Genomic DNA, 25,036 nt, shown 5'->3' on the forward strand with positions numbered 1-25,036 from the left:
CTTAACAAGGCTTAATTGACAATGTTATTAACAAGCCGGTTTTTATAACCGGCTTGTTTTTATTCGAACATATAACTTAAACTCGCTTATTACCCATCAATAATAATTGATTTGCCTTTGCCGTTTTTTTAATAAAATTCCACAGCATTTCTACTCGCGCAATACGTTTTCTGTCTGCTTGTGCCATTAAATAAAATTGGCGGACAATATCAATTTCATCATCAAGTAGAGGCTTTAATTCAGGGTCGAGATCAGCCATAAAACACGGTAATACGGCAATACCTAAGCCACTTTTTACAGCTAAGTACTGGCTGATCACACTCGAACTTTTTAATGTAGGTGTAACATCAGGAGCTAAGTCTTTTACATGCGAGAGCTGATCACTAAAATCAAGGTGCTCAACGTACGCTATCCAGCTTTGCTGATTCAAATCCGACTTTTTAGTAATAGGATTGTTTCTTAAATAAATATTACTGGCGTAGAGTTTTAAGCGGTAATCACAGAGCTTAGTTACTACCATAGAGGTTTTATCAGGTTTACCAACATTGATGGCAATATCGGCTTCATAGCGAGTTAAATTCACCTGTCTGGAAAAGGTCAGGATATCAACATTTATTTTCGGTGCTAAACGAGCAAACTCACGCATTTTAGTTGCTAGAAAAAAACTACCAAAGGCCTCAGTTGTGCCAAGGCGAACATTGCCAGAATCCCCCTTATTAATGCCTTGCAAAGATGCAACCGAAGATTGTAGATTTTGCTCCATACGCTTGGCGGTTTGCATTAACTGCTGACCTTCGACAGTTAACAAATGCCCTTGTGCTCCCCGCTCAAACAAACTCACTTCCAGTGATTTTTCCAGATAATGTAAACGCCTGGAGACGGTTGATGAGTCAACTTTCAGATTGCGTGCGGCTAAAGCAAGTTTCCCGGTGCGGGCAACTTGTAAGAATATTTTTATATCATCCCAGTTCATTTTAACGAGTATAGCAATGTAAACGCAGACTGTCTTGCAAATTTGCAACAACACCTTGCGCCCATAACCTTGTTAACATACAGAGATGCATCTATTCTAGATACAACTTTAAGACCAGAGCATAATTGCTTTGGGCAAATAATATTATGGTAAAAAGGTAGCGACAATGTCTATTCGTCAAATTCCACTAATTATTGGTGGTGAAAAAGTTATTTCAAAATCTGAGCAGTGGCTAGATGTACTAAACCCGGCAACTCAAGAAGTAGTAGCTAAGGTTCCAATGGCAACACTTGAAGAAGTTGATGCTGCTATCGAAAGCGCTGAACAAGCATTCAAGACATGGAGCAAAACGTCGATTACAAAACGTATGCGTATTATGCTTAAGTACCAACAATTGCTTGAAGCTAACACGGTTGAAATTGCAAAATTAATCACCCTAGAGCATGGTAAAACATTACCTGATGCTGAAGGTGAAGTTGGTCGTGCCTTAGAAGCCGTTGAAAATGCCTGTGCAATTACTCGTTTACAGCTTGGTGATATGGCTAACAATGCTGCTACAGGTGTTGATGTGTACACATTAAACAAGCCTCTAGGTGTCGGTGCTGGTATTACCGCATTTAACTTCCCGGTAATGTTACCTGCTTTTATGTTCCCGGCAGCAATTGCTTGTGGTAACACTTTCGTATTAAAACCATCTGAGCAAGACCCATCTTCAACCATGTTAATGGTTGAACTTGCATTACAAGCCGGCGTTCCTGCTGGCGTACTAAACGTTGTACATGGCGGACCTGACGTAGTTAACCGTATTATTGAACATGATGCGGTTAAAGCAGTGTCATTTATCGGCTCTACCGGTGTTGGTACTCATGTTTATAACCACGCAAGTAAACACGGAAAACGTGCTCAATGTATGATGGGCGCTAAAAACCACATGGTTATAATGCCAGATGCAAACAAAGATCGTGCGATTAACGACTTGTTAGGCTCCGCTTTTGGTGCTGCCGGTCAACGTTGTATGGCAAATCCTGTCACTATTTTAGTTGGTGAAGCGCGTAGCTGGTTACCTGAAATTGCAGAGCGTGCTAAAACTATGGTTATTGATGCCGGCACAAACCGCGCTGCCGATTTAGGCCCTGTAGTTTCTCCACAAGCAAAACAAAGAATTATCAAGTTACTTGATTCAGGTGTTGAACAAGGCGCAAATTTACTAGTTGATGGACGAAATGTTGTGGTACCAGGTTATGAGAATGGCAACTTTGTTGGTCCAACTATGTTCTCTGGCGTTACTACGGATATGGACATTTACACGCAAGAAATTTTCGGCCCAGCGTTATGTGTTTTAGAAGTTGAAACATTAGACGAAGCTATCGCAATTATTAATGCTAACCCGAATGGTAACGGTACTTCAATATTTACGTCTTCTGGTTATGTTGCACGTAAATATGAAAATGATATTGATGTTGGTCAAATTGGTATCAATGTACCAATTCCTGTACCAGTAGCATTTTTCTCGTTCACTGGTTCACGTGCGTCTAAGTTAGGTGACTTAGGACCTAATGGTAAGCAAGTAACTCAATTTTGGACTCAAACTAAATCAGTAACTGCTCGCTGGTTTGAACCGGATCACATTGAAGGTGAAAAGGTTCATACAACGATTAGCTTATAATACCATTCTTCATAAGGAATGAGTCACTCAGCGAGACTACATACTTATACAGATTGGTATAACCTAAGTTAATTCATTGTTAAGTGAAAAAGCCCGTAACTGCATTGCAAGTACGGGCTTTATTTTTGAATAATATTAAGGCTATTTAAACTTTAATGGACTTGGTATAACTATTTACTTTGAATAAATTTTGGCTGCTTCGACAGTATTTTTCAATAAACAGGCAATGGTCATGGGACCCACTCCCCCTGGTACAGGTGTAATTCCACCAGCAACTGCAGACACTTCGTTAAAATCAACATCACCAACTAATTTGTTTTTTCCATCACGCTCAATTCGATTAATACCAACATCAATCACAGTAGCGCCTGATTTTACCCAATCAGATTTTACCATTTCAGGTCGACCAACTGCAGCAACTAGAATATCAGCCTGCCTGCACATACTAGGCAAATCCTGAGTACGGGAATGTGCGATAGTTACAGTGCAGTTTTCTTGTAAAAATAAAATACTGACCGGCTTGCCAACAATATTTGAGCGACCAATAATTACTGCATGTTTACCAGATAAATCATCACCTAAATGACGCTTGGCCAAAATTACACAACCTTGTGGAGTACAAGGTACTAATGCCCCTTGCTCACCATTTAGTAATCGACCAGAGTTCATCGCATGAAAGCCATCAACATCTTTTTCTGGAGCTATTGTTGCAATGATTGTTTCTTCATTAATATGTTTAGGCAAAGGTAATTGCACTAAAATACCATGTACACTGTCATCACTATTGAGCTTTGCAAGAGTTGCTAATAATTCTTCTTCAGTGGTATTTTCATCGAGGCGGATCTCGTTTGATACCATGCCTACTTCACGAGTTTGTTTTACTTTATTACGAACATAAACTTGGCTTGCCGGATCATCACCAACTAATACAACAGTTAACCCGGGAGTTATGCCTCTTTCAGTTTTAAGCATTGCAACTTCTTTTGCTAATGTAGCCCTAAGTTCTGCAGCAGCTTGTTTACCATCTATGTTCATTTGTAACTCCGAAATAATCGCGATTAACGCAAGTTTTGAATTTTATATTAAGAGCCACATAAATTAACAATTTGAAGAGGAATACGCCAGATCAAACTTAGGTCTAAAACAATAAAAGTTGAGTCACTAATAACTTGAGGAATTTATAATAATTCAGAGAAGTTTTCCATTTTGACATTGTTTCGACCGGAGTTTTTGGCTTTATACAGACATAAGTCGGCTATTTTTATCCAGTCTTTCGCATCAGAGCTAAAAGAAGCTGGTGCAATGATCCCCCCTATACTGGCAGTTAATTTAAACCCTTCATGCTTTTGGTTATAAATAATCGTGCTAGCAATTATCTTTCGCAGCTTTTCAAGTTTATATACTAGGTTTTTCTCAGAAATCTGATTAACTAATAAGATAAACTCTTCACCGCCATAACGAGAAATTAAATCCGTACTTCGAGAAAACTCTTTCATCAAAGTAGCAGAAATAATTTTCAAACATTCATCCCCGACTAAATGACCATGTAGGTCATTTACCAGTTTAAATTCATCGATATCAAGGAGCACTACGGCTACATTATTATTACTGCGCATGGCCATTTTTTGAAACAAAGCAAAATGCTCATCAAAATAACGACGATTGTATAACTGCGTTAAGCCATCTTTTTGAGCAAGTTGAGTCAGCTTTTCATTAGCAATTTGTAATTCACAAGTACGTTGTTCAACTTCTTTTTCTAATTTGTTTTGGTAATTATTAATTTCAGTTTTGCTACGTTGCAGCTCATCATAAAGAATTACAATTTCTTTCGCCGAGTTTGCATATAAAGGTTTAAAGATAAAGCTATTATCTACTTTAGAGTTTTTTAATTGCTTAATAATGAAATTTAATGGTTTGGTAATTTGCTGACCAACTCGCTGGGCTAAACTGATTGAAATTAAGAAGGCCAGAAAGAGTAGATTAAATATTAATAAATATTCTCGCTCTACGGTTTGAATAACTTTGCTTGAGTCGAGTAATACATAAATCTCCCAACCATTATTTAACGTATCTTTTGTAATAAAGTAATCCAGATTTTCATCTACTTGTTGCTGTTGTAATTTAACTAAGCCAGTATTTTTAAAGGTTAAATCTTTCTTTTCGGTATAATTAAATGATTTTGACAGAGCCAATTTCAAATTTTGCGAAGCATAAATAATATTATTATTTTGGCCGGTAATAACATACGAAATTTCATTACGTAAACTAACTGGAATTATTTGTTCAAACTTAGTGAAGTTACTCGTTGCATTTTCAATTTCAAGAATATGCTCCTCAATAAATCTATCGGCAGATAATTTTAAGTATTGTTTATGTTCGGCAATGCTTTTTTCCAAAATTTGATGTTGGCTTTTGATCACACTCTGGGTTACAAAAATTGAAATTGCCATGATAGAAAAAGTGATAATAAGCGTTGTTGCATAAACCAACTGTGCTTTAAATGATCGTAAAACTCTTGGTTGTTGACGGTACTTAAGAGCAAAGGTTTTTGGAAAAAAATATACAATCAACCCTGCTAAACAGGTATAAACTAAACCATTGAGCGCTTGTTTTACGACGGTTAATAGCCAGAGTTGTTCGGGCATGTCACTTAACGAATTCAAAATTACTGCGCTTAAAGGCATACCTATTAGTAACCAGTAACATAAATCCGCATAAATAATATACCAGCCGCGTTTTCTTAGTAGCGCGATAAATAGTGCTTCAAGTCCGAAGACTAAATAACCAAAAGGATGAGAAAATGAAATAACAAATGCAGTAGCGACAATCACCGCAGATAGTAAACTGTATAAGGCCCCAAATCGCATCGCGACAATAACAAAGGCAACATTACCTAAAATTAAATGGATATTGGCGAATAACGGAATGGGATATAAGTTTAAGATAAATCCAACAGCGGAAATAACCAAAACAAATAGCAATGGCTTAAGTTGTTCTTTCATCAGGTTAAAGGCGGCTGTTGGCATTTTTATTTTTTAGTTTTATTATTCTATTTAGTTTCAAGGATTTAACTCTTAATAAATAACATAGCAGAAAAATTATTGCTATTATAGTGAAAAGGCCCTGCTAACTTTCTTAAACTATAATTAAATTTTTACAATAAGAAAGTTGCTATCTGTGAGTGCCCTATCACATGCCTATGCAGAAATTACAAAGGAAAATAATTGGCTAATAAAATAATACTTGCGATGTTTCTCGGCCTGGTTATCGGCTTTAGTACGCAATTTACCTTGCCTATAGTTGACTTAACCGGACAAGGCTTTGTGATGCTAATGCAGATGACTGCATTACCTTATATTTCAGTGTCATTAATATATGGCATCGGTAGTATGAGTCGCAAGCAAGGAAAACAATTAGTAAAATTTGGTGCCTCAACATTGCTGATTTTGTCCAGCACCGTACTACTATTTATTGGCTTATCTCCGTTAGCTTTTCCTGATTGGAGTGCCGCCGCTTTTTATAGTGCGTCGAGTCAAGCTCCTGCAGTTGAACAAAACATCTTAGAGCTATTTTTGCCAGCAAACCCTTTTAATGCTTATGCGCAAGCGATCATTCCAGCCGTAGTAATTTTTAGTATTTTCATTGGACTTGGTTTTATTGGGTTAGAAAATAAAAGACGTACTCTTTATATATTTAAAGACCTGCGGGAGTCTCTCACGTTAGTCACCAATTTCGTGATGAAATTTGCTCCTATAGGTGTTTTTGCTATTGCCTTACATTCTTCAGCTACAATAAAACCCGATGAATTAGACGGGTTAATGGTATACATAGCTACCGCTGCCTGTGTTGTATTATTACTTAGTTTCTTAGTGCTGCCATTACTGGTTGCCATCATCACGCCATTAACTTACAAGCAAGTGATTTTAACCGCAAAAGATGCACTGATTACTGCCTTTGCCACTGGTAGTATTTTTATCGTATTACCTTTAATAGCCCAAAGCGTGAAAAAACAACTTTTTGATTACGCTAAAATGCATAATGACGCTAAGCGTATACCTTCAGTTATTGTCCCTATTTCGTTTAGTTTGCCCATTGGCGGTAAATTACTAGCAATTTTATTTGTATTATTTGCCGGCTGGTTTTCTGGCGAAACAGTAGACGTACAAGATTACCCCGGCTTAATGATTTTCGCGGTTATGCAATTATTCGGCTCGAGCATGATAGCAGTACCTAACCTGCTCGACAGTGTTAATATATCGGCCAGTATGTTTGACTTGTTTGTCGTTGCTGAACAGTTAATTATTTCTCGTTTAGGCGCACTTCTATCGGTGATGTTTATTACTGCAATGAGTTTATTAACTACATTGTTAATAATGAATAAGGTGAAATTTTATGTTAAACCGTTTACAATTCTAGCCGCTTCTGCGCCAATAGGCAGTGCGTTAATTTTTATACTTTTGAGTGTAACGTTCAACTCAATTAGTCATCCCTACAAAGGCTACGAAAAATTCATCAATCGTGATTTGTTACTCCCGTCAGCACAGGCAAGCTACTTAAAAGAGCCCGCAGTTGTTTCAGGTCCTTTTGGAAAGCGTAGTAAAACGCTTGATATAATTAAACAACGCGGCGTCCTTCGAATGGGCTATTATCGCGACTCACTCCCTTATGCATTTCAAAATAAAGATGGGAAATTAGTCGGTTTAGACATAGAGCTTGGCCATTTATTGGCACAAGAGTTAGGCGTAAATATTGAATTTGTTCTTATATACCGCAATCAAACTAAAGCGTTATTATCTAATGGCTATCTAGATATTGTTTCTGGCATTCCTGTAACGCCTAAAAACTTATTAAAATATACTTTAACCTCTTCATACACAGCTGAACCATTCTCATTATTAGTACGCGATACAGATAGGCGAAAATTTACCTATTGGAAAGATATTATCGATAATAAAGCGTTAACAATAGGGGTTCCTGAAGCCTACTTCTATGAGCAATCAATTGAAAAAAACATGCCTAACAATAAAGTTTGGGAACTTTCAACGCCAAGATTAATGTTTAAAGAGCAAGGTGATAACATTGACGCCATGATGTATGGAGCGGCTGGCGCTTCAGCATGGACACTGTTATATCCCGACTACGCAGTTGTTATGCCTAAACCATTTGCACCTGCGTTTGATATTGCATTTCCTGTTGCTACAGGAGACTTAGCATTTGAACGGTTTATTAGCCATTGGATCGCCATGAAAAAACGTAGTAAAACCATAGATGCATTATTTAGTTACTGGATTGAAGGTAAACAACCGAACATTTTTATAAAATAAAGAGTAGACCATAAATATAAATCGTAAGATTTGTTACATATAATTGCTATATTCTCTATTTCAATTTACCTCAAATCACTATACATTAGTGAAAAATACAAGTTGCAAGGATATAACATGCAAATTAAAGACTGGGCAGATGAATTATTTGAAGTATTCGATGAGGATAAAGACGGCGTAATTAACCGTTCTGAATTTGTTGAATTAATCGATTGTCTGTTAAAAGAGAAAGGTATTCGCATGTGTGAAACTATTTTTCACAAATTCGATAAAAATCACGATAACTCTATTTCGAAAGATGAGCTAATAGAAATGCTCATTGATTTAGCGTTATAAACGCTTACAAGAAGTACTCACAAGCCAATAGATATCTATTGGCTTTAATTATTACCACAAAATGAATAACGGCTATACCAATGTGGGAAGCCAGATAAGCAATTAGCTACCTCTCCTAAACCGTGCCACATATAAAACCAATACACTGCAAACCCGATAAAGCCTAAATACTGATACCAAGCATAAACTTTTAACTGTCTCGAAGGTATAGGGATAATCAATTCACGTTTAAAGCATTTAAGGTGAAGATAATTCAAAGGTACGTAATACAGCTGATAAATAAAAGGAATGCCTAATAGTGCAAAAATAGCGTGATATATGGATAGGTAGAAACCTAACAAAAAAAAAGTACAAATTAATAAACTATAGCGTGTCTTAGTAAACAGCAACCTACTTCCCTCACCATATTATTAATGAATATCATTACCTTTAACGTTAGGAGAGTTTTATTGGCTTGTAAACTGTTTAAACGAAAGATTTTGATACCGCTTTCAACATGGAAGTTGTGTATGCGATGATCACATATATGTGAAGGAATGGTCCTTGGAAATTCTAAGTTAATTCCTCTTTGAATCTACAAATCTAATACCATTTTCAACATGGAAGTTGTGTATGCCACGATCACATATATGTGAAGAAATGGTCCATGGTGATTTGCATTAATTATTCCCTGAATCTACAAATCTAATACCATCCATGGTGATTTGCATTAATTATTCCCTGAATCAAAAAAGCCCAATCATAAGATTGGGCTTTCGAAATATGGTGCCCCGACCCGGATTTGAACCAGGGACACGCGGATTTTCAATCCGCTGCTCTACCAACTGAGCTATCGGGGCGTTCAATTAAAGAAGAAATCTTTTCTTGAAGAGCGCGTATAATATAGCGCATTTCGCTGCTTATCAACTAATTTTTAGATAATAATTTTTGCTTGCTCATAATTCAAACAAAGCGTTGTAAGATTGGTCGATTTAATTAATCTAGTTGAGGCAGAGTTATAATTCAAAGTCGCCAAAATCATCTTCATCAATGGCATTGCAAATTCGATTATCTGGTTGGGGATCTAGTAAAGATGGCTGGTCGATAACAGGTTCGGCCTCTTCAACTTTAGGTTTACTTGGAGAAGTTCGGCGTTTTTCACGTTGTAAACAGAGTTTGATCACCCGTTGCTTTTCTGAATTATTCAACTCTTTCCAGCCAAAACGCTCGTCTCTGGTACGAAAACAGCCCTGACAATATCCTTTGTCATCTGATTTACATACGCCTCGACATGGGCTTGGAATATCGAAAAAATCGAGTTGCAGATCTTGCATTAATAACCTTTACTACTCATCAGTTAGATTCGCCTACTTCTTAATATAAGTATAGGAGATCTTTCAATGTACTTTTTATTAAGCAATTATGCAAACACCTGGTTATACCAAGTCCGACAATTTATTGACCATTTAGCGAGAATTAAAAGGTTTATGTACAAGACATTGATTGCAGAGAAGGGTTGCTCCCTTGTCAAAATCAATAACGCAGTAGATGAGCCTTTTAAACTCGCCCTTAGGGAGCATGAAAGAGATGAGATAACTGCCCCAAATATATTTTATATAGAATGACTATATCAAAACATATTTAGGTTGTTCTCCCCCCTCTTGCACAGCTCTAAATTGACCAAAAAATTATCGGAGTTGATATCATACCAAACGTATTAGCACATAAAAAAAGTCAGGGTTATAAAACACTGACTTTTTAAAAGCGGTCAACCAATACAAGGTTGTGCAAACAAGTTGTTTAGAAGCTATTAATCCAGCTTATCTGAAGCTACATGATAGCTCGGGTCTTCAATATAGTTCACTTCTACCAAGTCCCCAGCTTTCGTTAATAAAGTTTTACATTCAGGGCTCAAATGGCGTAAGTGTAAGGTTTTACCTCTACTCTTAAAGCGTTCAGCTAACGTATCAATGGCTTCCAGCGCAGAGTGATCGGCAACACGAGAGTTTTTAAATTCGACAATGACGTCTTTACTGTCGTCATCAAAATTAAACTGCTCTAAGAAACTTGAAATAGCACCAAAAAACAATGGGCCGTTAACGTCGTATACGGTCCAACCATTTTCATCGGTTGAGCGGTTTACAACAACGTGTTTGGCATGCTGCCAGGCAAATACTAATGCTGACACAATCACACCAACAATTACGGCTACGGCTAAATCAGAAATAACGGTAACCCCAGAAACCAGCACGATAACAAAAGCATCGGCTTTTGGAATTTTGCGCATGATTCTAAAGCTAGACCACTCAAAAGTACCGATTACGACAATAAACATCACCCCAACCAGTGCCGCTAATGGGATTATTTCAATTAAACCAGAGGCAAATAGAATAAAGCCTAATAATGCCAATGCCGCAGTTATACCTGATGCTCGGCCACGACCACCAGAATTAACATTGATCATAGATTGACCAATCATCGCACAACCGCCCATACCACCAAAGAAGCCGTTTACTGTGTTTGCCGCACCTTGCGCCACACACTCACGGTTTGCCTGACCGTGAGTTTCAGTTAATTCATCTATCAAGCTTAAAGTTAATAGCGACTCAATTAAACCAATGGCTGCTAATACTAACGCAAATGGTAAAATGATCATTAACGTTTCCAGGTTAAATGGCACGGCAGGAATAGCAAAAGTAGGTAAACCACCCGCTAAGGTACTACTGGCATCGCCAGTCATATCACGTACATAATCAATAACCGTACGTGCTTCTAAATCAGTAAATAACACAATCGCGGTAACCACAATAATGGCTACTAATGACGATGGCACTGCTTTGGTTAATTTAGGTAAAAAGTGGATTATTGCCATGGTCAATACAATCAAGCCAGCCATAGTATATAACGCGCCACCTGTCATCCATTCAAGCTCGCCGGCAGCATTGGTGACTTTAAACTGTCCCAGTTGTGCTAAAAAGATCACAATCGCCAAACCGTTTACAAAACCAAGCATTACCGGATGTGGTACTAAGCGGATAAATTTCCCTAACTTAAAGATACCGGCGAATATTTGAATGACACCGGTGAGCAGCACTGCAGCAAACAAGTACTGCACCCCATGTAATGCAACTAAACTCACCATAACTACGGCCATAGCACCAGTTGCACCAGAAATCATTCCTGGACGTCCACCGAAGGCAGAGGTAATTAAACCCACCATAAAAGCAGCATATAAACCCACTAAAGGATCAACGCCAGCAACAAAGGCAAAGGCCACAGCTTCTGGTACGAGTGCTAAAGCAACAGTTAAACCTGATAAAACATCATTTTTCAAGCTTGTTACTTTACTTGCATGTAATTCAAACATTATAAACTCACGGTAGTGAAAGTAGGTATTAAGACCATAAATATAGCCTTAAAACAGTAGGATGAGTAAAAATCTGCGCTATCACAGCAAGTTAATACAGATAAGTATTAAAGTTTTTACTCAAAAATTAGTGGCGAGATGTTAAAGATTAATGACGATATTGTCAATAAATGAGCTGAATATGTGACTTTTTTTCAGCTCATTAAGATATTTTGACAGTTTTTTAGGTGGGCAACAAAAGCTTATTATAAATGCGGTTTTATCAAGTCAACAATTGCACAAATATGATCATCCCTTTCGTTCAGTGCTTTTATATAATCAAATTGCTCACCGCCTGCATCAGTAAACACGTTTCGGCTTTCAACTTCTAACTCTTCGAGCGTTTCCAGGCAATCAACACTAAAAGCAGGGCTGATCACTGCTACCTTTTTAATACCCTGCTCAGCAAATTCGCGTAAACAAGTATCAGTATAGGGCTTTAACCATTCGGCCTTGCCAAACCTTGATTGGAAACTTAATTGGTAATCGCTATCTGTCAGCCCTAATTTATCAATTACTAAACGTGTTGTTTTATGACAAAAGCAATAATAAGGATCACCATTAGTATGAAATAACTTTGGCATGCCGTGATATGAAAATAACAGTTTTTCAGGCTTGCCATGTTCTTTAAAGTGCTCGCTAATACTGCTTGCCAAGGCATTTATATAACCGGGATGGTCATGATAGCTGGAAATAAAATGGAGGGAAGGTACCCAACGCCATTGTTGAATTTCTTTGGTAATGGCATCAAAGGTAGAGCCAGTAGTTGGTCCTGCATATTGCGGATAAAGCGGTAAAACTATAATTTTACTTATGCCCTTTGCTTGCATATTTTTAAGTGCTTGGTCGATACCTGGGTTACCATAACGCATAGCAATAACAACCTCGACTTCATCGCCATATTGCTCAGCTATTAGAGCCGCAACTTTAACTTGCTGTGCTTGGCTTATCGTTAGCAAAGGAGAACCCTGCTCGGTCCAAATACTTTCATACAACTTTGCTGATTTTGCCGGCCGAATGCGTAAAATAATGCAGTGTAATATGATCATCCAGATAAATTTTGGAATTTCAACCACACGCGGATCTGACAAAAACTCACGTAAATAGCTACGTAACTCACTTGTTGTGGGTGCATCAGGAGTTCCAAGGTTACAAAGTAATACCCCGGTTTTAACCGTACCAGTATCTGCTGGCCCTTTTTTGATATTGCTGTTATGTAAATTTTTATTATTAGCAGAAAAGCGTGACATTAATTTTCTCTTTATGATGCACTATCAACAAGCAATTGAGCTTCAATGGCTTTTATTAAACGTTCAGATTGCGGTTCTGTTTTTGAGTTAAAGCGTTGGATACTTTTGCCGTCGCTACTAACCAAATATTTATAAAAATTCCAATATGGAGAAGCGGTTTTCTCACCTAAATGGGCAAATATCGGATGCGCATCACTACCACGAACTTCAATGGTATTAAACATAGGAAACGTCACACCATAATTTACAAAACATACTTTTGCGGTGTCTTTTTCAAGATCTTCCTCTTGAAAAAAATTATCGGACGGGAAGCCCAAAATAACTAGACCTTGCTCTTTATAGTCTTGATATAAGGCTTCAAGTGCTTTGAATTGTGGGGTGAAACCACAATTGCTTGCGGTGTTAACAATCAATAATGTTTTTCCCTGAAATTGCTGACAAATATCTATTGTCTGCTTGGAGTTAAGCTTACGTATTGTATGATTTAAAAATTCAGGACACTGTGTTGAAACTAAAGCTTGCTCAGCAGTTTTGTTTGCCCCATCTTTATCGGTCAGAACTTGTTGAGCAAGCGCAGTAAAACTTAAGCTTGATGTTAATATTAATGCTATAAATTTATTCATCTAATATCTCAATTTGAGTCAGTAAATAATCGTATTTTAATTAAGACTATCTTATTACTGCACGACTGTATCGATTACTATGTTCATCTCAACAGCAGACTTTAACACTACGTTATTAATTTCACCTTTATAGTCACCTGGTTTCATTCCTGGAGTGCCAGAATGCGAAACTACAGCATAAACATTGACAACTTCTGTTGATGATAAGTTCATTTGCGGGCTCATCGCTTTACTGTTATCTAAAGTAACAGATAAAGGTAAATCACTGGCTTTTAATTTTACTGCCGCCAGCGGCATTCTGGAGCCATTTGCGGCAGTAGCATAAATAAATACAGTTTTATCTGCACCTTTGCTTATTTCAGCAAACATTTGGCTTGAAAAGCTGACGTTTAATTTAAAGCTTGGTCCAGATGTACTTGCTTGTTGTTCAGGAGTTTCTGAAGATTGCGCCACTTCAGGGTGGTCGTGCCCTTCATGCCCAGTTAATCCTGCTTTATTATGTGCTTCATTGATTGCATCTAACAATGGCTGGGTGTTTTCTCCAGCCCCACCATTATCAATTATTTTTTGCCATGAACTTGCTGCCTGCACATAACGCTCATTTAAATAATGATCCATACCGATTAACATTAATGTTGTTGCATCATAAGGGTCTAGCATTAACGCTTTATCTAATAAGCTATCAATCTGCTCATTTCTTTGCTGCTTGTTTTTGTAATACATTGACTGAGCTTGCAGCGCTAGAACATCAGCCTGCTCACCTTCAATCTCATTTACTTTGCCAAAGGCAACGAACGCGCTATCAAATTCTCCTACCTGGGTAAGTATTTGTCCCATTTGAAACCAAGCATCGGCATTTTTAGGATTATCTTGTACTTCTTTGTGCAGGTTTTTAAGTTGCGCAATAACGACTTCGGCTTGTGATTGTTCACCTTGAGGATGATTTACAGGTTGACTCGCTCTTAACTCAACCGCTTCATAAGCGCCATGCTGAATATAATATGTCGCTGAAAAAGCAACGATAAAGACGGTTATAATTGCCGGCCAAAAGAAAGACGTAGCTTTATCTTTTGCTTGCTCTTCTTTTACAGTGGCATTCATATCTAGCAACAAGCTGTGATCAAGTTCTTCTTTTAAAAAATCAAAATTTTCTTGATCGACACCACCTTCAGCCAGATCTTTTTCAAGTTCGGCTAAGTGTTCATGATAAAGGTCTTTATTAGTTTGACCTCGCATATTGCTTTGATCTGCACTGTACAGTGAGTTTTTGAAGAAGTGCTGCCAAATAATAGCTGCTGCAACAATAAGTAGCAAAGCTGTAATAATCCAGAGTGTCATCATAATAACTGTTTCTTTCCTGAGGTATTAATTAGTTAATACTAATTAATCTTTTAAAATTGATTTTAATTGTTGTTTTTGCTCTTCAGATAAATGTTCTGGTTTGTCATCTTTTCTGCGCACAAACATAAACACCACAAAACCACCGATCAAAACAAATACGATCGGTCCAAACCATAACGCATAAGTTAATGAACTTACTCTTGGGCGATACAAGACAAATTCTCCGTAGCGTTCAACCATAAAGGTCATAATTTCGCCATCGGAACGACCATCCATAAGCATGTCATATACTTCTTTTCGAAGGTCTTGTGAGATTGGTGAATTGGAATCAGCCAAGTTTTGATTTTGACATTTTGGACATCGCAGTTCATAAGTGAGCTCTGCAAATCGTTTTTTAGTTACTTCATCTGGAAAAGTATAAGTATCTATTGGACCGGCAAGCACAGAAAAAGCCAATAGACACGAAATTGTCATTGTTGAAATAAATGATATCAATTTAGACATACTATTTACCCTCTGCCATTTCAGTTTCGATGGTATTAATTAATGGTAAAAATTCACGTTGCCAGACTCGCGGCTCAAGAACACCGGCAAAACGTTTTCTGATCACGTCTTTATGGTCAACGACAAATGTTTCAGGGGCGCCAAATACCCCAAGGTTTAACCCTAAGCGGCCAATATCATCAAAAATAGAAAATTGATAAGGATCTTGATAATATTTAAGCCACTTTTTAGCCTCAACACGCTCATCTTTATAGTTAATGCCATATAAACTAAATCGCTCGTCCTTGCTTAACTTTACTAAGAACGGGTGCTCAACTTTACAAGATGGGCACCAGGTTGCCCAAACATTAACGAGTTTTATGCCTGGCTTAAAATCTGCCTTGCTTAAAGTTTGTTGCGGTTCAGTCAAGCGCGTTAAGCTAAACTCAGGAAACGTTTTGCCAACCAACGCCGAAGGCATTGCTTGTGGGTTTAAAAACAAACCGCGGTATAACAATACCCCCAACAGTAAAAATAATACTAACGGTATTAAACGAATTAATATTTTCATCAACTAGGCCTCAGCAACATTTGTAACAGTAGAAATTGGTGCTGATTTATTTGCTTCGCTTTGCTCAAGAACAGTTTTACGACGACGATAACGCTTGTCCATCATGGCAAATATTCCACCTAATGCCATAAAGATTGAGCCCAACCATATCCAACGAACAAAAGGTTTGTAATGAACACGAACAGCCCAAGCATCATTACCTAGCGGGTCACCTAAGGCAACATACACATCACGGAATAACCCGGGGTCAATGGCAGCTTCTGTCATGCCCATGGTTTGCACTCGGTAACTACGACGTTCCGGTTGTAATAATGCAATATGTTCACTGTTTTTATATAAATTTAATTGGCCTTGCTCAGCCGAGTAATTAGGCCCTTCAACATTGGTTACGCCATTAAATTCTATTTGATAACCAGCTATATCCACTATAGTTCCTGGCACCATTTTCACGTTAGATTCAGACTCGTAAGTCGATACTAAAGTTACACCAACAATAGTAATGGCGATACCTGTATGAGCAACAGCCATGCCTAAATGACTTAAACTTAACCGTGATAACTGCCAACCACCTTTGGGCAGGTGAATTTGATTCTTAACATCTTTTGCTGCAACGAGTGCAACCCAAGTTGCCAGAGCCATACCAAAGGCAACCATGCCATTAAACTCTCCTGCGTATAACAGAGGAAATGCTAAACCAAAAATTATTGCTGAGATAGTGATCACATTAAGTTGCTTAGCTAGCTCGCCTTTTTTTGCTTTTTTCCAGCGAATAAGTGGCCCTATACCCATGAAAACAAACAAAATACTCATAATAGGCACGAATACGGCATTAAAATATGGAGGTCCAACGGAAATCTTGCCCATGCCTAAAGCATCAATTAACAGCGGATACAAAGTCCCCAGCAACACAGTAACGGCAGCGGCTACTAGAATAACATTTGAAATTAATATCGCGGTTTCTCGAGAAACTAAATTAAAACGCGAAAAGCTACCAACGTTGGAACCACGTATTGCATATAATAATAATGAACAGCCAACCGCAATGGCTAATAATACCAATATGAAAGCTCCACGAGTTGGATCAGCAGCAAATGAATGTACTGATGTTAACACTCCAGAGCGTACCAAAAATGTACCTAATAAACTTAAGCTAAAGGTAAAAATTGCTAATAGTACGGTCCAGTTTCTGAAGGCACCGCGCTTTTCAGTTACCGCTAGAGAGTGAATTAATGCTGTACCGACAAGCCAAGGCATAAATGATGCATTTTCAACCGGATCCCAGAACCACCATCCACCCCAGCCAAGTTCATAGTATGCCCACCAACTACCTAATGAGATACCCAAGGTTAAAAACATCCAGGCGCCTATCGTCCAAGGTCGCGACCAGCGAGCCCAGGCGGCATCCATTTTACCGCACATTAATGCGGCAATAGCGAAAGCAAAAGCAACTGAGAATCCAACATAGCCCATATACAGCATTGGCGGGTGAATAATTAACCCAATGTCTTGTAGTAATGGATTTAAATCTCGACCTTCCAGGGGAACATTCGGTAATAATCGGTCAAAAGGGTTTGAAGTTAATAAGGTAAACGCCATAAAACCAACGGCAATCATCCCCATGATGGCAAGCACACGAGATACAAATGCTTGATCAACATGCTTACTAAACGAAGCAACAGCCATTGTCCATGCCGTTAATGAAAATACCCACAGTAAAAGAGAGCCCTCATGACCGCCCCATACGGCACTAATTTTAAAGTAATATGGCAAATGTGAGTTTGAGTGACTGGCAATATAAGTTACAGAAAAATCATCAACAACAAAGCTGTAACCAAGCAGCACAATACTTAAGCAGGTAAATGCAAACATGCCAAACGTTAGGGGTTTAGCAAACGTAATTAGGCGTTGATTTTTTTGGTACACACCAACTAACGGCACTATAGATAAACAAATGGCAAAAGCCATTGCGACAATTAATGCAAAGTGTCCAATTTCAGGGATCATTTAAAACTCCGCTCCTACTATAATAGGAAAGCTACGTGATTTTTATACTTTCCCAATTATACCGACAATAGCAAAATAAAAAAGCGACATTTTATGACAAACATTGACCCAGATTAATAAGTTGTAATTGAATGTTTCAAAATACTATTTATTTTTATAAGCATCTTCAACTTCGAGTAACAAACAAGTAGAATCGAGCTATTATAATAAATTTTGTTAGGCAAAACTTTGGCAAGCGAGCATCTCCCACTTTTAACAGCTCAGCAGTTAACCTGTATTAGAGAAGATCGACTATTATTTGATGAATTAACATTTGATGTTAGACCTGGTGATATTCTCCAAATAGAAGGTGCCAACGGCACGGGTAAAACAAGTTTATTACGTATACTTGCAGGGCTATCGCAGCCCTATAGTGGTGACATACTTTATAAATCACAAAAAATTCAACAATGCCAAGAAGACTTTAATGCTGACTTATTATTCCTAGGTCATTTGCCGGGTGTAAAAGGTGAAATGACCAGTGAAGAAAACCTAACGTTTTATTTCAAGTTACACGGGTTAGACCCTACTTTGGCAGAGCAAACACTTAGTGAAGTAAATCTACTTGGTTTTGAGGATGCCCTTGCCTCGCATTTAAGTGCTGGCCAGCACCGCCGAATTGCATTAGCAAGACTATGGCAAACTAACGCAAAAATTTGGATTTTAGACGAGCCCTTTACTGCAATAGATAAAGCCGGGGTACAAAAGCTTGAACAATTATTTATAAAGCATGCGCAAAACGGTGGCGTTGTAATATTAACAACTCATCAAGATTTATCGATTAATAGCAGTGATTATAAAAAAATCATTCTTGAACATCAGTTTTTTTAGAGTGTTTTAATTCATATGCAAATTTCTTACAGAGAAACATTTTTAACCATTTTGAAGCGTGATTTGCTTATCGCACTTCGCCACCGTGATGACATTGTTAACCCTTTACTATTTTTTGTTATTGTTGTCTCCCTATTCCCATTAGGTATAGGTCCAGCAAGTAATACGTTAATGAAAATAGCACCGGGCGTTATTTGGGTAGCAGCTTTATTATCAACGCTTTTATCGCTCGAACGGTTATTCAAAAACGATCACAGTGATGGCTCGTTAGAACAAATGTTATTAAGCCCATGCCCAACATTTATCTTGGTACTGGCTAAAATAACTGCACATTGGTTGATTACCGGATTACCGCTAATAATTATTGCGCCATTTTTAGGGGTATTACTTAACCTACATCAAGAAAGTTATGTAGCGCTAATGTTAACGTTATTATTAGGAACTCCGGTACTTAGTTTATTAGGAGCTATCGGAGTCGCTTTAACCGTAGGCCTAAAGAAAGGCGGCGTTTTACTGAGTTTGTTAGTGCTGCCTTTATATATTCCAGTGTTAATTTTTGCGACTAGTGCAATTGATGCTGCGAGTATGAATTTACCTTATAACGGACAACTTGCTATAATAGCAGCGTTGTTTTTCGGGTCATTAACCTTGGCCCCTTTTGCTGTAGGCTCAGCCTTGAAAGTGAGTACAAACTAAAATGTGGAAATGGCTTCACCCATACGCAAATCCTGAAATTTCATATCATTTCAGTGGCAAACTAATTCCTTGGTTTAGCATTATCAGTGGCTTATTATTGGTTATTGGTATGACAATAGGCTTGGCATTTTCCCCCGCGGATTACCAACAAGGTGATAGCGTACGTATCTTTTATTTACATGTTCCGGCAGCAATGCTGTCTATGGGTATATATTTAGGTATGGCAATTGCGGCCGTTAGTGCTCTGGTTTGGCAGCTTAAACTTGCCGAAACTTCCATAGCAGCCTTGGCGCCAATCGGCGCAACTTTTACTGCAATAGCTTTGTTTACCGGCGCGGCATGGGGGAAACCTATGTGGGGCACATGGTGGATTTGGGATGCACGATTAACATCTGAATTAATATTATTATTTTTATATTTAGGCGTTATTGCCTTGCAAAACGCTTTTGAAGATAAATCATTAGGCGGAAAAGCGGCCAGTGTATTAGCGCTGGTAGGTGTTATAAATTTACCAATAATTCACTATTCAGTTGAGTGGTGGAATACCCTGCATCAAGGGGCGACTGTATCTAAATTTGAAAAGCCATCCATGTCTACTGATATGTTTATTCCCTTTATCATCAGTTTATTTGGTTTTGCTTTTTTAGTAGCAAGTTTAGTATGCGTTAGGTTTAGAGCAGAAATTATTGCTCGCAATTCTATGCGTCCTTGGGTAAAAGCTTTGGTTAATGGAGAAAACAAATAATGGCTTTTAATTCGTTTGCCGAATTCTTAAATATGGGAGGATATGCGTTCTACGTATGGCTATCCTATGGGTTTACTGCGGTTTTATTGATCGTACTAACGATTAATAGCGTTAAAATGGAAACTCAAATTATTAAACAAATTAAACAACGATTAAAACGGGAAGCAAAGTTAAAACAAGCAGCCCAAAATCGTAAAGAAGGTATGTAGTATGAACCCTCGTCGTAAAAAAAGACTCACCATAGTTTCGAGCATAGTAGCCGGTGTTGCTATTGTTGCCGGATTAACACTTTATGCACTTAGTCAAAACATTGATTTGTTTTTCACGCCATCTGAAATAGTAAATGGCAAAGAAGATACAGGAATGAAGCCTGTTGTTGGTCAGCGTATTCGCGTTGGCGGCTTAGTAGTAGCCGGCACAGTAGAACGTGATAGTGAAAGTTTGCATGTAGAATTTAAACTTATCGATACTGGGCCAATGATCACCGTAACTTATGACGGTATATTGCCAGACTTATTCCGTGAAGGTCAGGGCATAGTTGCACAAGGCATTTTAACTACTCCTACTACATTGCAAGCCAGTGAAGTTTTAGCAAAGCATGATGAAGAATACATGCCAAAAGAGATTGCTGAAGCCGTAGGTAAAAACCACAAAAAACCGACATACAATAAAAACTAGTATTTAAATAGTTAACCAGAAATAGGTTGACCGTTTTTTAAGAAGTCAGCGGCTTATAGCCTCTGACTTTTTTTATTCGTGGAAGAATTTGCCAAGACGGCTTAATTTCTGTTTTATGCACTTTATTTAGAGTATGTATCACAAAACTTAAGTGTTGCGATTACTGTTACATTACATACTGAAACATCTCCACCACCAGCAAAAATACGCTCCTAAGACGCTGTATCTATTGCCATTTTAAATATTATATTCTCACTCTATTTTGTAACAGCTTGTTCAAATATTTTGAGAAACACTAATTATGAATAAGAACACCTCCACCACCACAAACAAATAACAACTGCTAAAACAATAACTTACACAGAAGTAACATTCACAATTAACAGTCAATTAACAGCCCTTACGTAACTGTTACAGACCATTCTCTTCGATAACACTTTGGCCATAAGATGTGACCAACTCGTAACGAGCACATATTAAAAATAAATCAAAGATAAACTTTCCCCAGGAGTTATTATGTTTAAGAAGAATTCAATCGCAACCGCGATCATGTTTAGTGCAACATCAGCAACTGCTTTTGTAACGGTTAATGCTACTGCAGCAGAAACTAGCGTAGAAAACGATAATGTTGAAAGAATTGAAGTTACCGGTTCACGTATTAACCGTACCGATATGGAAACCGCCTCTCCAGTAACGGTTATATCAGCAGATATTATCGCTAAAAGTGGCTACACCTCAGTGCAAGAAGTTCTAAATGCCCAACCTACTGCAGCAGGTATGAGCTTAGGTGCATCATCAAACAATGGTTCAGGCGGTAAAGCTACCGTTAACCTTCGTGGTATGGGCGTTGAAAGAACCTTGGTATTATTGAATGGCCGTCGTATGGTCGCATCAGGAACTGGTGCTGATGCATCTGTTGATTTAAACACGATTCCTGTTGCAATGATTAAATCAATTGAAATTTTAAAAGATGGTGCATCAGCTGTTTATGGCTCTGACGCTATCGCTGGTGTTGTCAACATCATCACTAAAAAAGATTACGAAGGGACAGAGATAAGTGCTGATTTAAGCTCTACCGATAAAGGCGATGGCGAATCAGGTGGCTTCAGTATTTTACATGGGCGTGAAATTGGTGGTGGTAACTTAGTCGTAGGTTTCCAATACTCAGAGCGTGGTGAAGTAATTCAATCTGATCGTGATTTCGTACCTGCAGGAAATTCTTCTTTTGTTCCTGAAGGCTCTTTAGGCGGTAAAACTCCAGATGGCAACGGCGGCTTTGAGCCACGTGATCACGGTTATGACTACACGACTTCAAGTTATGCACAAACACCAAATGAGTTATACAGCTTATTCACCAGTTTCAATAAAGAAATAGCGTCTGATACTGAGCTTTCTATTGATGCTATGTACACCCGTCGTGAGTCGGATCAACAAATGGCCCCGCAACCTGCCAACATTGATTTGGATAGAGATCAACTTGATGATAAGTATAACGATCAATTTGATAAAGTTGATGAAGATGGCAATCCAATTGAGACATTAAACTATAGACGCCGCATGGTTGATGCGGGTCCTCGTATCTATGGTCAAGAAACAGATACTTATCGATTCTCAGCAGCCTTAAAAGGCTATTTAGATAACGATGATATGTGGGATGTTTCTGCTACTTTTGGTAAGAATGAATCTAAAGATGTGGTAGAGAATTCAATTCACGCCGGCAATATGGAAACCAGCATTTACGCGTATCAAGATCTTTGGTTCAGCGGTGATGAAATGGACAGAGATTTCTTAGTTTCAGAAGGTGTTATATACACTGAAGAAAACGAAGGTGGAAACGAGCAGTTCACATTATCAGCAGGCTATTCTGGTATGACCGAAAATGATATTGGTTATGCTATGGGTGTTGAGAGCCGGTTCGAAAGTGGTTACTACACTCCTGATGAAGTAACTCAAGCTGGTGAAAGCACTGCAGCGCAACAAGACCCTACAGATGGTAATTACACGGTAAACTCTGTTTACGCAGAAATTTCAGTACCGGTAACAGAAAAACTAGCCGTCGAAGCAGCTACTCGTTATGACCGTTACTCAACATTTGGTGGCGCAACAACATGGAAATTAGGTGCTACATACAGCTTCACTGATACTTTTATGATCCGCTCAGTTGCAGCGACAGGTTTCCGCGCACCAAGTGTAAGTGAATTATACGCGGGTAACTCTGGTTCATTTGACTACTTAGCAGATCCGTGGGAGCACGCTCAAGATGCTCAAATTCTTGTTAACTATACCGGTGATGACAACTTATCACCTGAAGAAAGCGAGTCGTTCACTTTCGGGGCAGTATGGGAAATTTCTGATGGTATCTCAACAACAGTTGATTACTGGCAGTTCGATATAACTGATGCGATTAGCCGAGTTGATGTTCAAGCTAAATTAGATGAATGTGCTGCAGGCGATATGGCTGCTTGTGACGCAATTAACATTACCGGTGACGGTAGTCTTAATGATTTAGATACATTAACTTCACCATTAACAAACATTGGTGAGCAAAATACTTCAGGTATCGATTGGAACATAAGCTTTAACCATGACATCTTTAGAGTAATGTTAGACACTACTTTCTTACTAGATTTTACTCAAGATGATATTGATTACACAGGTAAAATTGATGGTAACATCGGTGGCTACTCTGAAATTAAATCAACGTTAACTGTTGGCATGGACTTTACTGAAGACTTTAGCATGCAGTACACAGCGCAATTCATTCAAGGCATGGACGGGGAATATTACGGAGAAACATTCTCTACAGATGACGTAATTTACCATAACGCTTCAGCGTCTTACTACTTAAACGACAGCTGGTCAGTTAATGGCGGTGTTAAAAACATCCTTGATACTGAACCTGAAGAAGTTCCAGGTGGTAACGATATGGAAACAGTTCCAAGTGTATATGATGTTGTTGGTCGCACGTTCTTCGTAAGTACTTCTTACAAGTTCTAAAAATAGAAAAGTAAGCGATGGCTTCGGCCATCGCTTTATTACTTCACAAACAGCCAAGACTTATAAAAATGATATTTTTCAAAAAGATAAAACAGGAAGAAAGCAAGCGCTTTAATAGCTCGCCTTATTCGTATGCAATATCTTTATTTTTAATGCTCTTTGGTTTAACCGTCTGCACTTGGACAATTGGTGAAGTATTATTTATAACAAAAACGACGCCAAGTTATAGTATGGCAAGTATCATTTCTTTAATTATTAGTTTACTCATTTTAATTACCTTAGATAATGAAGCGAGTAAGGCTGACTAATTATTTAATTAGCTTGGTATCAATCTATTGCTGACAACAAATACCCTTTCCCCCAAACGGTTTTAATTTGAGTTTGTGTCACTCCCTGACTAATTAATTTGTCGCGTAAGCGAGATAAACGTACATCGACAGAACGTTCAGAACCATCATACTCACGACCTAATAATAGTTTGTAGATATCATCTCGAGTTAGCACTTTACCAGTGTTAAACATCAGTAAGGACAATAATTCAAATTCAAATACACTTAATGATATTTCAACGCCATTTACTTCGCACTGTTGCTCACTAGGAATTACGGTTATTTCGCCAACGGTAAGCTTTTTTCTACTACTTGCTTGTTTGCGATCTTTAGTTCTTCTAAGTAATGCTTCAATGTTTGCTGAAATAAGTTGTGGGCTAGCTGGCTTTGCCAAATACGCATCGCCGCCAACATTAAACGCCGCTAAATGTTCAGCTTCACTATTGTTAGAGGTTAAGAATAATATTGGACCGCTATAAGTGGCACGCAATTCATGACAAACTTTATAACCATCTTTACCTGGTAGGCCAACATCAAGAATAATTAAGTCTGGTTGTATTTTTATTTGATTTCGTGCAGCTTGATCACCCCTAAACACTTGATGAACAACATGTGACGATTTTTCTAAATATGCCTTAAGTAAAGATGATAAAACTTTATCATCCTCTACCAACATAATTGTTGAAAACTCACTAACAGCGCCAACGGTATTATTCATAATTAAATATTCACCTAAGATACAACAAAAATTCAGGGATAAAGATC

At 38.1% G+C, this 25,036-nt stretch carries 22 protein-coding genes and 1 tRNA gene; 10 read left to right on the forward strand and 13 right to left on the reverse strand.

Translation table 11 applies throughout. From position 1 onward, the window contains the following. Window positions 1-76: 76 nt before the first annotated feature. Complete coding sequence (locus tag RI844_RS08985; protein ID WP_348398112.1) at window positions 77-973, reverse strand: LysR family transcriptional regulator; 897 nt, start codon at window positions 971-973, stop codon at window positions 77-79. A gap of 166 nt (window positions 974-1,139) precedes the next feature. Here RI844_RS08985 and RI844_RS08990 point away from each other — a divergent pair, with 166 nt between their 5' ends. Continuing rightward, the gene (locus RI844_RS08990) at window positions 1,140-2,639 is read left to right on the forward strand and encodes a CoA-acylating methylmalonate-semialdehyde dehydrogenase (RefSeq protein WP_348398113.1); all 1,500 of its coding nucleotides are present in this window, start codon (window positions 1,140-1,142) and stop codon (window positions 2,637-2,639) included. 174 nt (window positions 2,640-2,813) lie between these two features. On the opposite strand, the gene folD is transcribed toward RI844_RS08990, so the two are convergent. Together folD and RI844_RS09000 are read right to left on the reverse strand one after the other, a co-directional pair. Further along, on the reverse strand, window positions 2,814-3,674 hold the full coding sequence (folD, locus tag RI844_RS08995) for a bifunctional methylenetetrahydrofolate dehydrogenase/methenyltetrahydrofolate cyclohydrolase FolD (protein ID WP_348398114.1): 861 nt from the start codon (window positions 3,672-3,674) through the stop codon (window positions 2,814-2,816). A 143-nt stretch (window positions 3,675-3,817) separates the two neighbouring features. Further along, window positions 3,818-5,665 carry a GGDEF domain-containing protein gene (locus RI844_RS09000; RefSeq protein WP_348398115.1) on the reverse strand — a complete coding sequence of 616 codons (1,848 nt, stop codon included), beginning with the start codon at window positions 5,663-5,665 and terminating at the stop codon, window positions 3,818-3,820. Between the two features lie 198 nt (window positions 5,666-5,863). Between RI844_RS09000 and RI844_RS09005 the strand changes: the two genes are divergently transcribed. Both RI844_RS09005 and RI844_RS09010 read left to right on the forward strand, forming a co-directional pair. Further along, a complete protein-coding gene (locus tag RI844_RS09005; protein ID WP_348398116.1) occupies window positions 5,864-7,963 on the forward strand; it encodes a cation:dicarboxylate symporter family transporter in 2,100 nt (699 codons plus the stop codon). A 117-nt stretch (window positions 7,964-8,080) separates the two neighbouring features. Then, window positions 8,081-8,299: an EF-hand domain-containing protein gene (locus tag RI844_RS09010; RefSeq protein WP_348392273.1), complete on the forward strand. Its 219-nt coding sequence runs from the start codon at window positions 8,081-8,083 to the stop codon at window positions 8,297-8,299. Window positions 8,300-9,062: 763 nt separating this feature from the next. On the opposite strand, the gene RI844_RS09015 is transcribed toward RI844_RS09010, so the two are convergent. The 9 genes from RI844_RS09015 to RI844_RS09055 all read right to left on the reverse strand — a co-directional run bounded on the left by RI844_RS09015 (window position 9,063) and on the right by RI844_RS09055 (window position 17,956). Then, window positions 9,063-9,138 (reverse strand) — tRNA-Phe (locus RI844_RS09015). Between the two features lie 156 nt (window positions 9,139-9,294). Next, a complete protein-coding gene (locus tag RI844_RS09020; protein WP_348398117.1) occupies window positions 9,295-9,612 on the reverse strand; it encodes a DUF1289 domain-containing protein in 318 nt (105 codons plus the stop codon). Window positions 9,613-10,088: 476 nt separating this feature from the next. After that, a complete protein-coding gene (locus RI844_RS09025; RefSeq protein ID WP_348398118.1) occupies window positions 10,089-11,645 on the reverse strand; it encodes a SulP family inorganic anion transporter in 1,557 nt (518 codons plus the stop codon). Window positions 11,646-11,890: 245 nt separating this feature from the next. Further along, complete coding sequence (hemH, locus tag RI844_RS09030) at window positions 11,891-12,934, reverse strand: ferrochelatase (RefSeq protein WP_348398119.1); 1,044 nt, start codon at window positions 12,932-12,934, stop codon at window positions 11,891-11,893. 11 nt (window positions 12,935-12,945) lie between these two features. Next, window positions 12,946-13,557 carry a glutathione peroxidase gene (locus RI844_RS09035; RefSeq protein WP_348398120.1) on the reverse strand — a complete coding sequence of 204 codons (612 nt, stop codon included), beginning with the start codon at window positions 13,555-13,557 and terminating at the stop codon, window positions 12,946-12,948. Between the two features lie 54 nt (window positions 13,558-13,611). Next, the gene (gene ccmI / locus RI844_RS09040) at window positions 13,612-14,898 is read right to left on the reverse strand and encodes a c-type cytochrome biogenesis protein CcmI (RefSeq protein ID WP_348398121.1); all 1,287 of its coding nucleotides are present in this window, start codon (window positions 14,896-14,898) and stop codon (window positions 13,612-13,614) included. Window positions 14,899-14,940: 42 nt separating this feature from the next. After that, window positions 14,941-15,402: a cytochrome c-type biogenesis protein gene (locus RI844_RS09045; protein ID WP_348398122.1), complete on the reverse strand. Its 462-nt coding sequence runs from the start codon at window positions 15,400-15,402 to the stop codon at window positions 14,941-14,943. A 1-nt stretch (window position 15,403) separates the two neighbouring features. Beyond that, complete coding sequence (locus tag RI844_RS09050; protein WP_348398123.1) at window positions 15,404-15,952, reverse strand: DsbE family thiol:disulfide interchange protein; 549 nt, start codon at window positions 15,950-15,952, stop codon at window positions 15,404-15,406. Between the two features lie 3 nt (window positions 15,953-15,955). After that, the gene (locus RI844_RS09055; RefSeq protein WP_348398124.1) at window positions 15,956-17,956 is read right to left on the reverse strand and encodes a heme lyase CcmF/NrfE family subunit; all 2,001 of its coding nucleotides are present in this window, start codon (window positions 17,954-17,956) and stop codon (window positions 15,956-15,958) included. Window positions 17,957-18,184: 228 nt separating this feature from the next. On the opposite strand from RI844_RS09055, the gene ccmA reads away from it, so the two are divergent. From ccmA to RI844_RS09090, 7 genes are all read left to right on the forward strand, one after another. Then, window positions 18,185-18,826: a cytochrome c biogenesis heme-transporting ATPase CcmA gene (gene ccmA / locus RI844_RS09060; RefSeq protein WP_348398125.1), complete on the forward strand. Its 642-nt coding sequence runs from the start codon at window positions 18,185-18,187 to the stop codon at window positions 18,824-18,826. Between the two features lie 15 nt (window positions 18,827-18,841). After that, window positions 18,842-19,522 (forward strand): heme exporter protein CcmB, encoded by a 681-nt coding sequence (gene ccmB, locus RI844_RS09065; RefSeq protein ID WP_405054470.1) that lies wholly within the window; start codon window positions 18,842-18,844, stop codon window positions 19,520-19,522. A gap of 1 nt (window position 19,523) precedes the next feature. Then, on the forward strand, window positions 19,524-20,267 hold the full coding sequence (locus RI844_RS09070) for a heme ABC transporter permease (RefSeq protein WP_348398126.1): 744 nt from the start codon (window positions 19,524-19,526) through the stop codon (window positions 20,265-20,267). Continuing rightward, window positions 20,267-20,476, forward strand: a complete 210-nt coding sequence (ccmD, locus tag RI844_RS09075) for a heme exporter protein CcmD (protein WP_348398127.1) — start codon at window positions 20,267-20,269, stop codon at window positions 20,474-20,476. The genes RI844_RS09070 and ccmD overlap by 1 nt, the downstream gene beginning before the upstream one ends. A 1-nt stretch (window position 20,477) precedes the next feature. After that, the gene (ccmE, locus tag RI844_RS09080; protein WP_348398128.1) at window positions 20,478-20,945 is read left to right on the forward strand and encodes a cytochrome c maturation protein CcmE; all 468 of its coding nucleotides are present in this window, start codon (window positions 20,478-20,480) and stop codon (window positions 20,943-20,945) included. A 516-nt stretch (window positions 20,946-21,461) separates the two neighbouring features. Next, on the forward strand, window positions 21,462-23,942 hold the full coding sequence (locus RI844_RS09085; RefSeq protein ID WP_348398129.1) for a TonB-dependent receptor plug domain-containing protein: 2,481 nt from the start codon (window positions 21,462-21,464) through the stop codon (window positions 23,940-23,942). 68 nt (window positions 23,943-24,010) lie between these two features. After that, window positions 24,011-24,250: a hypothetical protein gene (locus tag RI844_RS09090; RefSeq protein ID WP_348398130.1), complete on the forward strand. Its 240-nt coding sequence runs from the start codon at window positions 24,011-24,013 to the stop codon at window positions 24,248-24,250. A 19-nt stretch (window positions 24,251-24,269) separates the two neighbouring features. On the opposite strand, the gene RI844_RS09095 is transcribed toward RI844_RS09090, so the two are convergent. Next, on the reverse strand, window positions 24,270-24,989 hold the full coding sequence (locus tag RI844_RS09095; RefSeq protein WP_348398131.1) for a response regulator transcription factor: 720 nt from the start codon (window positions 24,987-24,989) through the stop codon (window positions 24,270-24,272). Between the last annotated feature and the right edge of the window lie 47 nt (window positions 24,990-25,036).

Origin of the sequence: Thalassotalea fonticola, assembly GCF_032911225.1 — a bacterium.
Lineage (GTDB): Bacteria > Pseudomonadota > Gammaproteobacteria > Enterobacterales > Alteromonadaceae > Thalassotalea_A > Thalassotalea_A fonticola.

Coding starts and splice junctions, on each gene's coding strand:
- RI844_RS09010 (WP_348392273.1), top strand. CDS start 8,081: ATGCAAATTAAAGACTGGGCAGATGAATTATTTGAAGTATTCGATGAG.
- RI844_RS09095 (WP_348398131.1), bottom strand. CDS start 24,989: ATGAATAATACCGTTGGCGCTGTTAGTGAGTTTTCAACAATTATGTTG.
- RI844_RS09045 (WP_348398122.1), bottom strand. CDS start 15,402: ATGTCTAAATTGATATCATTTATTTCAACAATGACAATTTCGTGTCTA.
- RI844_RS08985 (WP_348398112.1), bottom strand. CDS start 973: ATGAACTGGGATGATATAAAAATATTCTTACAAGTTGCCCGCACCGGG.
- RI844_RS09070 (WP_348398126.1), top strand. CDS start 19,524: ATGTGGAAATGGCTTCACCCATACGCAAATCCTGAAATTTCATATCAT.
- ccmI (WP_348398121.1), bottom strand. CDS start 14,898: ATGATGACACTCTGGATTATTACAGCTTTGCTACTTATTGTTGCAGCA.
- RI844_RS09090 (WP_348398130.1), top strand. CDS start 24,011: ATGATATTTTTCAAAAAGATAAAACAGGAAGAAAGCAAGCGCTTTAAT.
- ccmD (WP_348398127.1), top strand. CDS start 20,267: ATGGCTTTTAATTCGTTTGCCGAATTCTTAAATATGGGAGGATATGCG.
- RI844_RS09035 (WP_348398120.1), bottom strand. CDS start 13,557: ATGAATAAATTTATAGCATTAATATTAACATCAAGCTTAAGTTTTACT.
- RI844_RS09085 (WP_348398129.1), top strand. CDS start 21,462: ATGTTTAAGAAGAATTCAATCGCAACCGCGATCATGTTTAGTGCAACA.
- RI844_RS09055 (WP_348398124.1), bottom strand. CDS start 17,956: ATGATCCCTGAAATTGGACACTTTGCATTAATTGTCGCAATGGCTTTT.
- ccmB (WP_405054470.1), top strand. CDS start 18,842: ATGCAAATTTCTTACAGAGAAACATTTTTAACCATTTTGAAGCGTGAT.
- RI844_RS09020 (WP_348398117.1), bottom strand. CDS start 9,612: ATGCAAGATCTGCAACTCGATTTTTTCGATATTCCAAGCCCATGTCGA.
- RI844_RS09050 (WP_348398123.1), bottom strand. CDS start 15,952: ATGAAAATATTAATTCGTTTAATACCGTTAGTATTATTTTTACTGTTG.
- RI844_RS08990 (WP_348398113.1), top strand. CDS start 1,140: ATGTCTATTCGTCAAATTCCACTAATTATTGGTGGTGAAAAAGTTATT.
- folD (WP_348398114.1), bottom strand. CDS start 3,674: ATGAACATAGATGGTAAACAAGCTGCTGCAGAACTTAGGGCTACATTA.
- RI844_RS09025 (WP_348398118.1), bottom strand. CDS start 11,645: ATGTTTGAATTACATGCAAGTAAAGTAACAAGCTTGAAAAATGATGTT.
- hemH (WP_348398119.1), bottom strand. CDS start 12,934: ATGTCACGCTTTTCTGCTAATAATAAAAATTTACATAACAGCAATATC.
- ccmE (WP_348398128.1), top strand. CDS start 20,478: ATGAACCCTCGTCGTAAAAAAAGACTCACCATAGTTTCGAGCATAGTA.
- RI844_RS09000 (WP_348398115.1), bottom strand. CDS start 5,665: ATGCCAACAGCCGCCTTTAACCTGATGAAAGAACAACTTAAGCCATTG.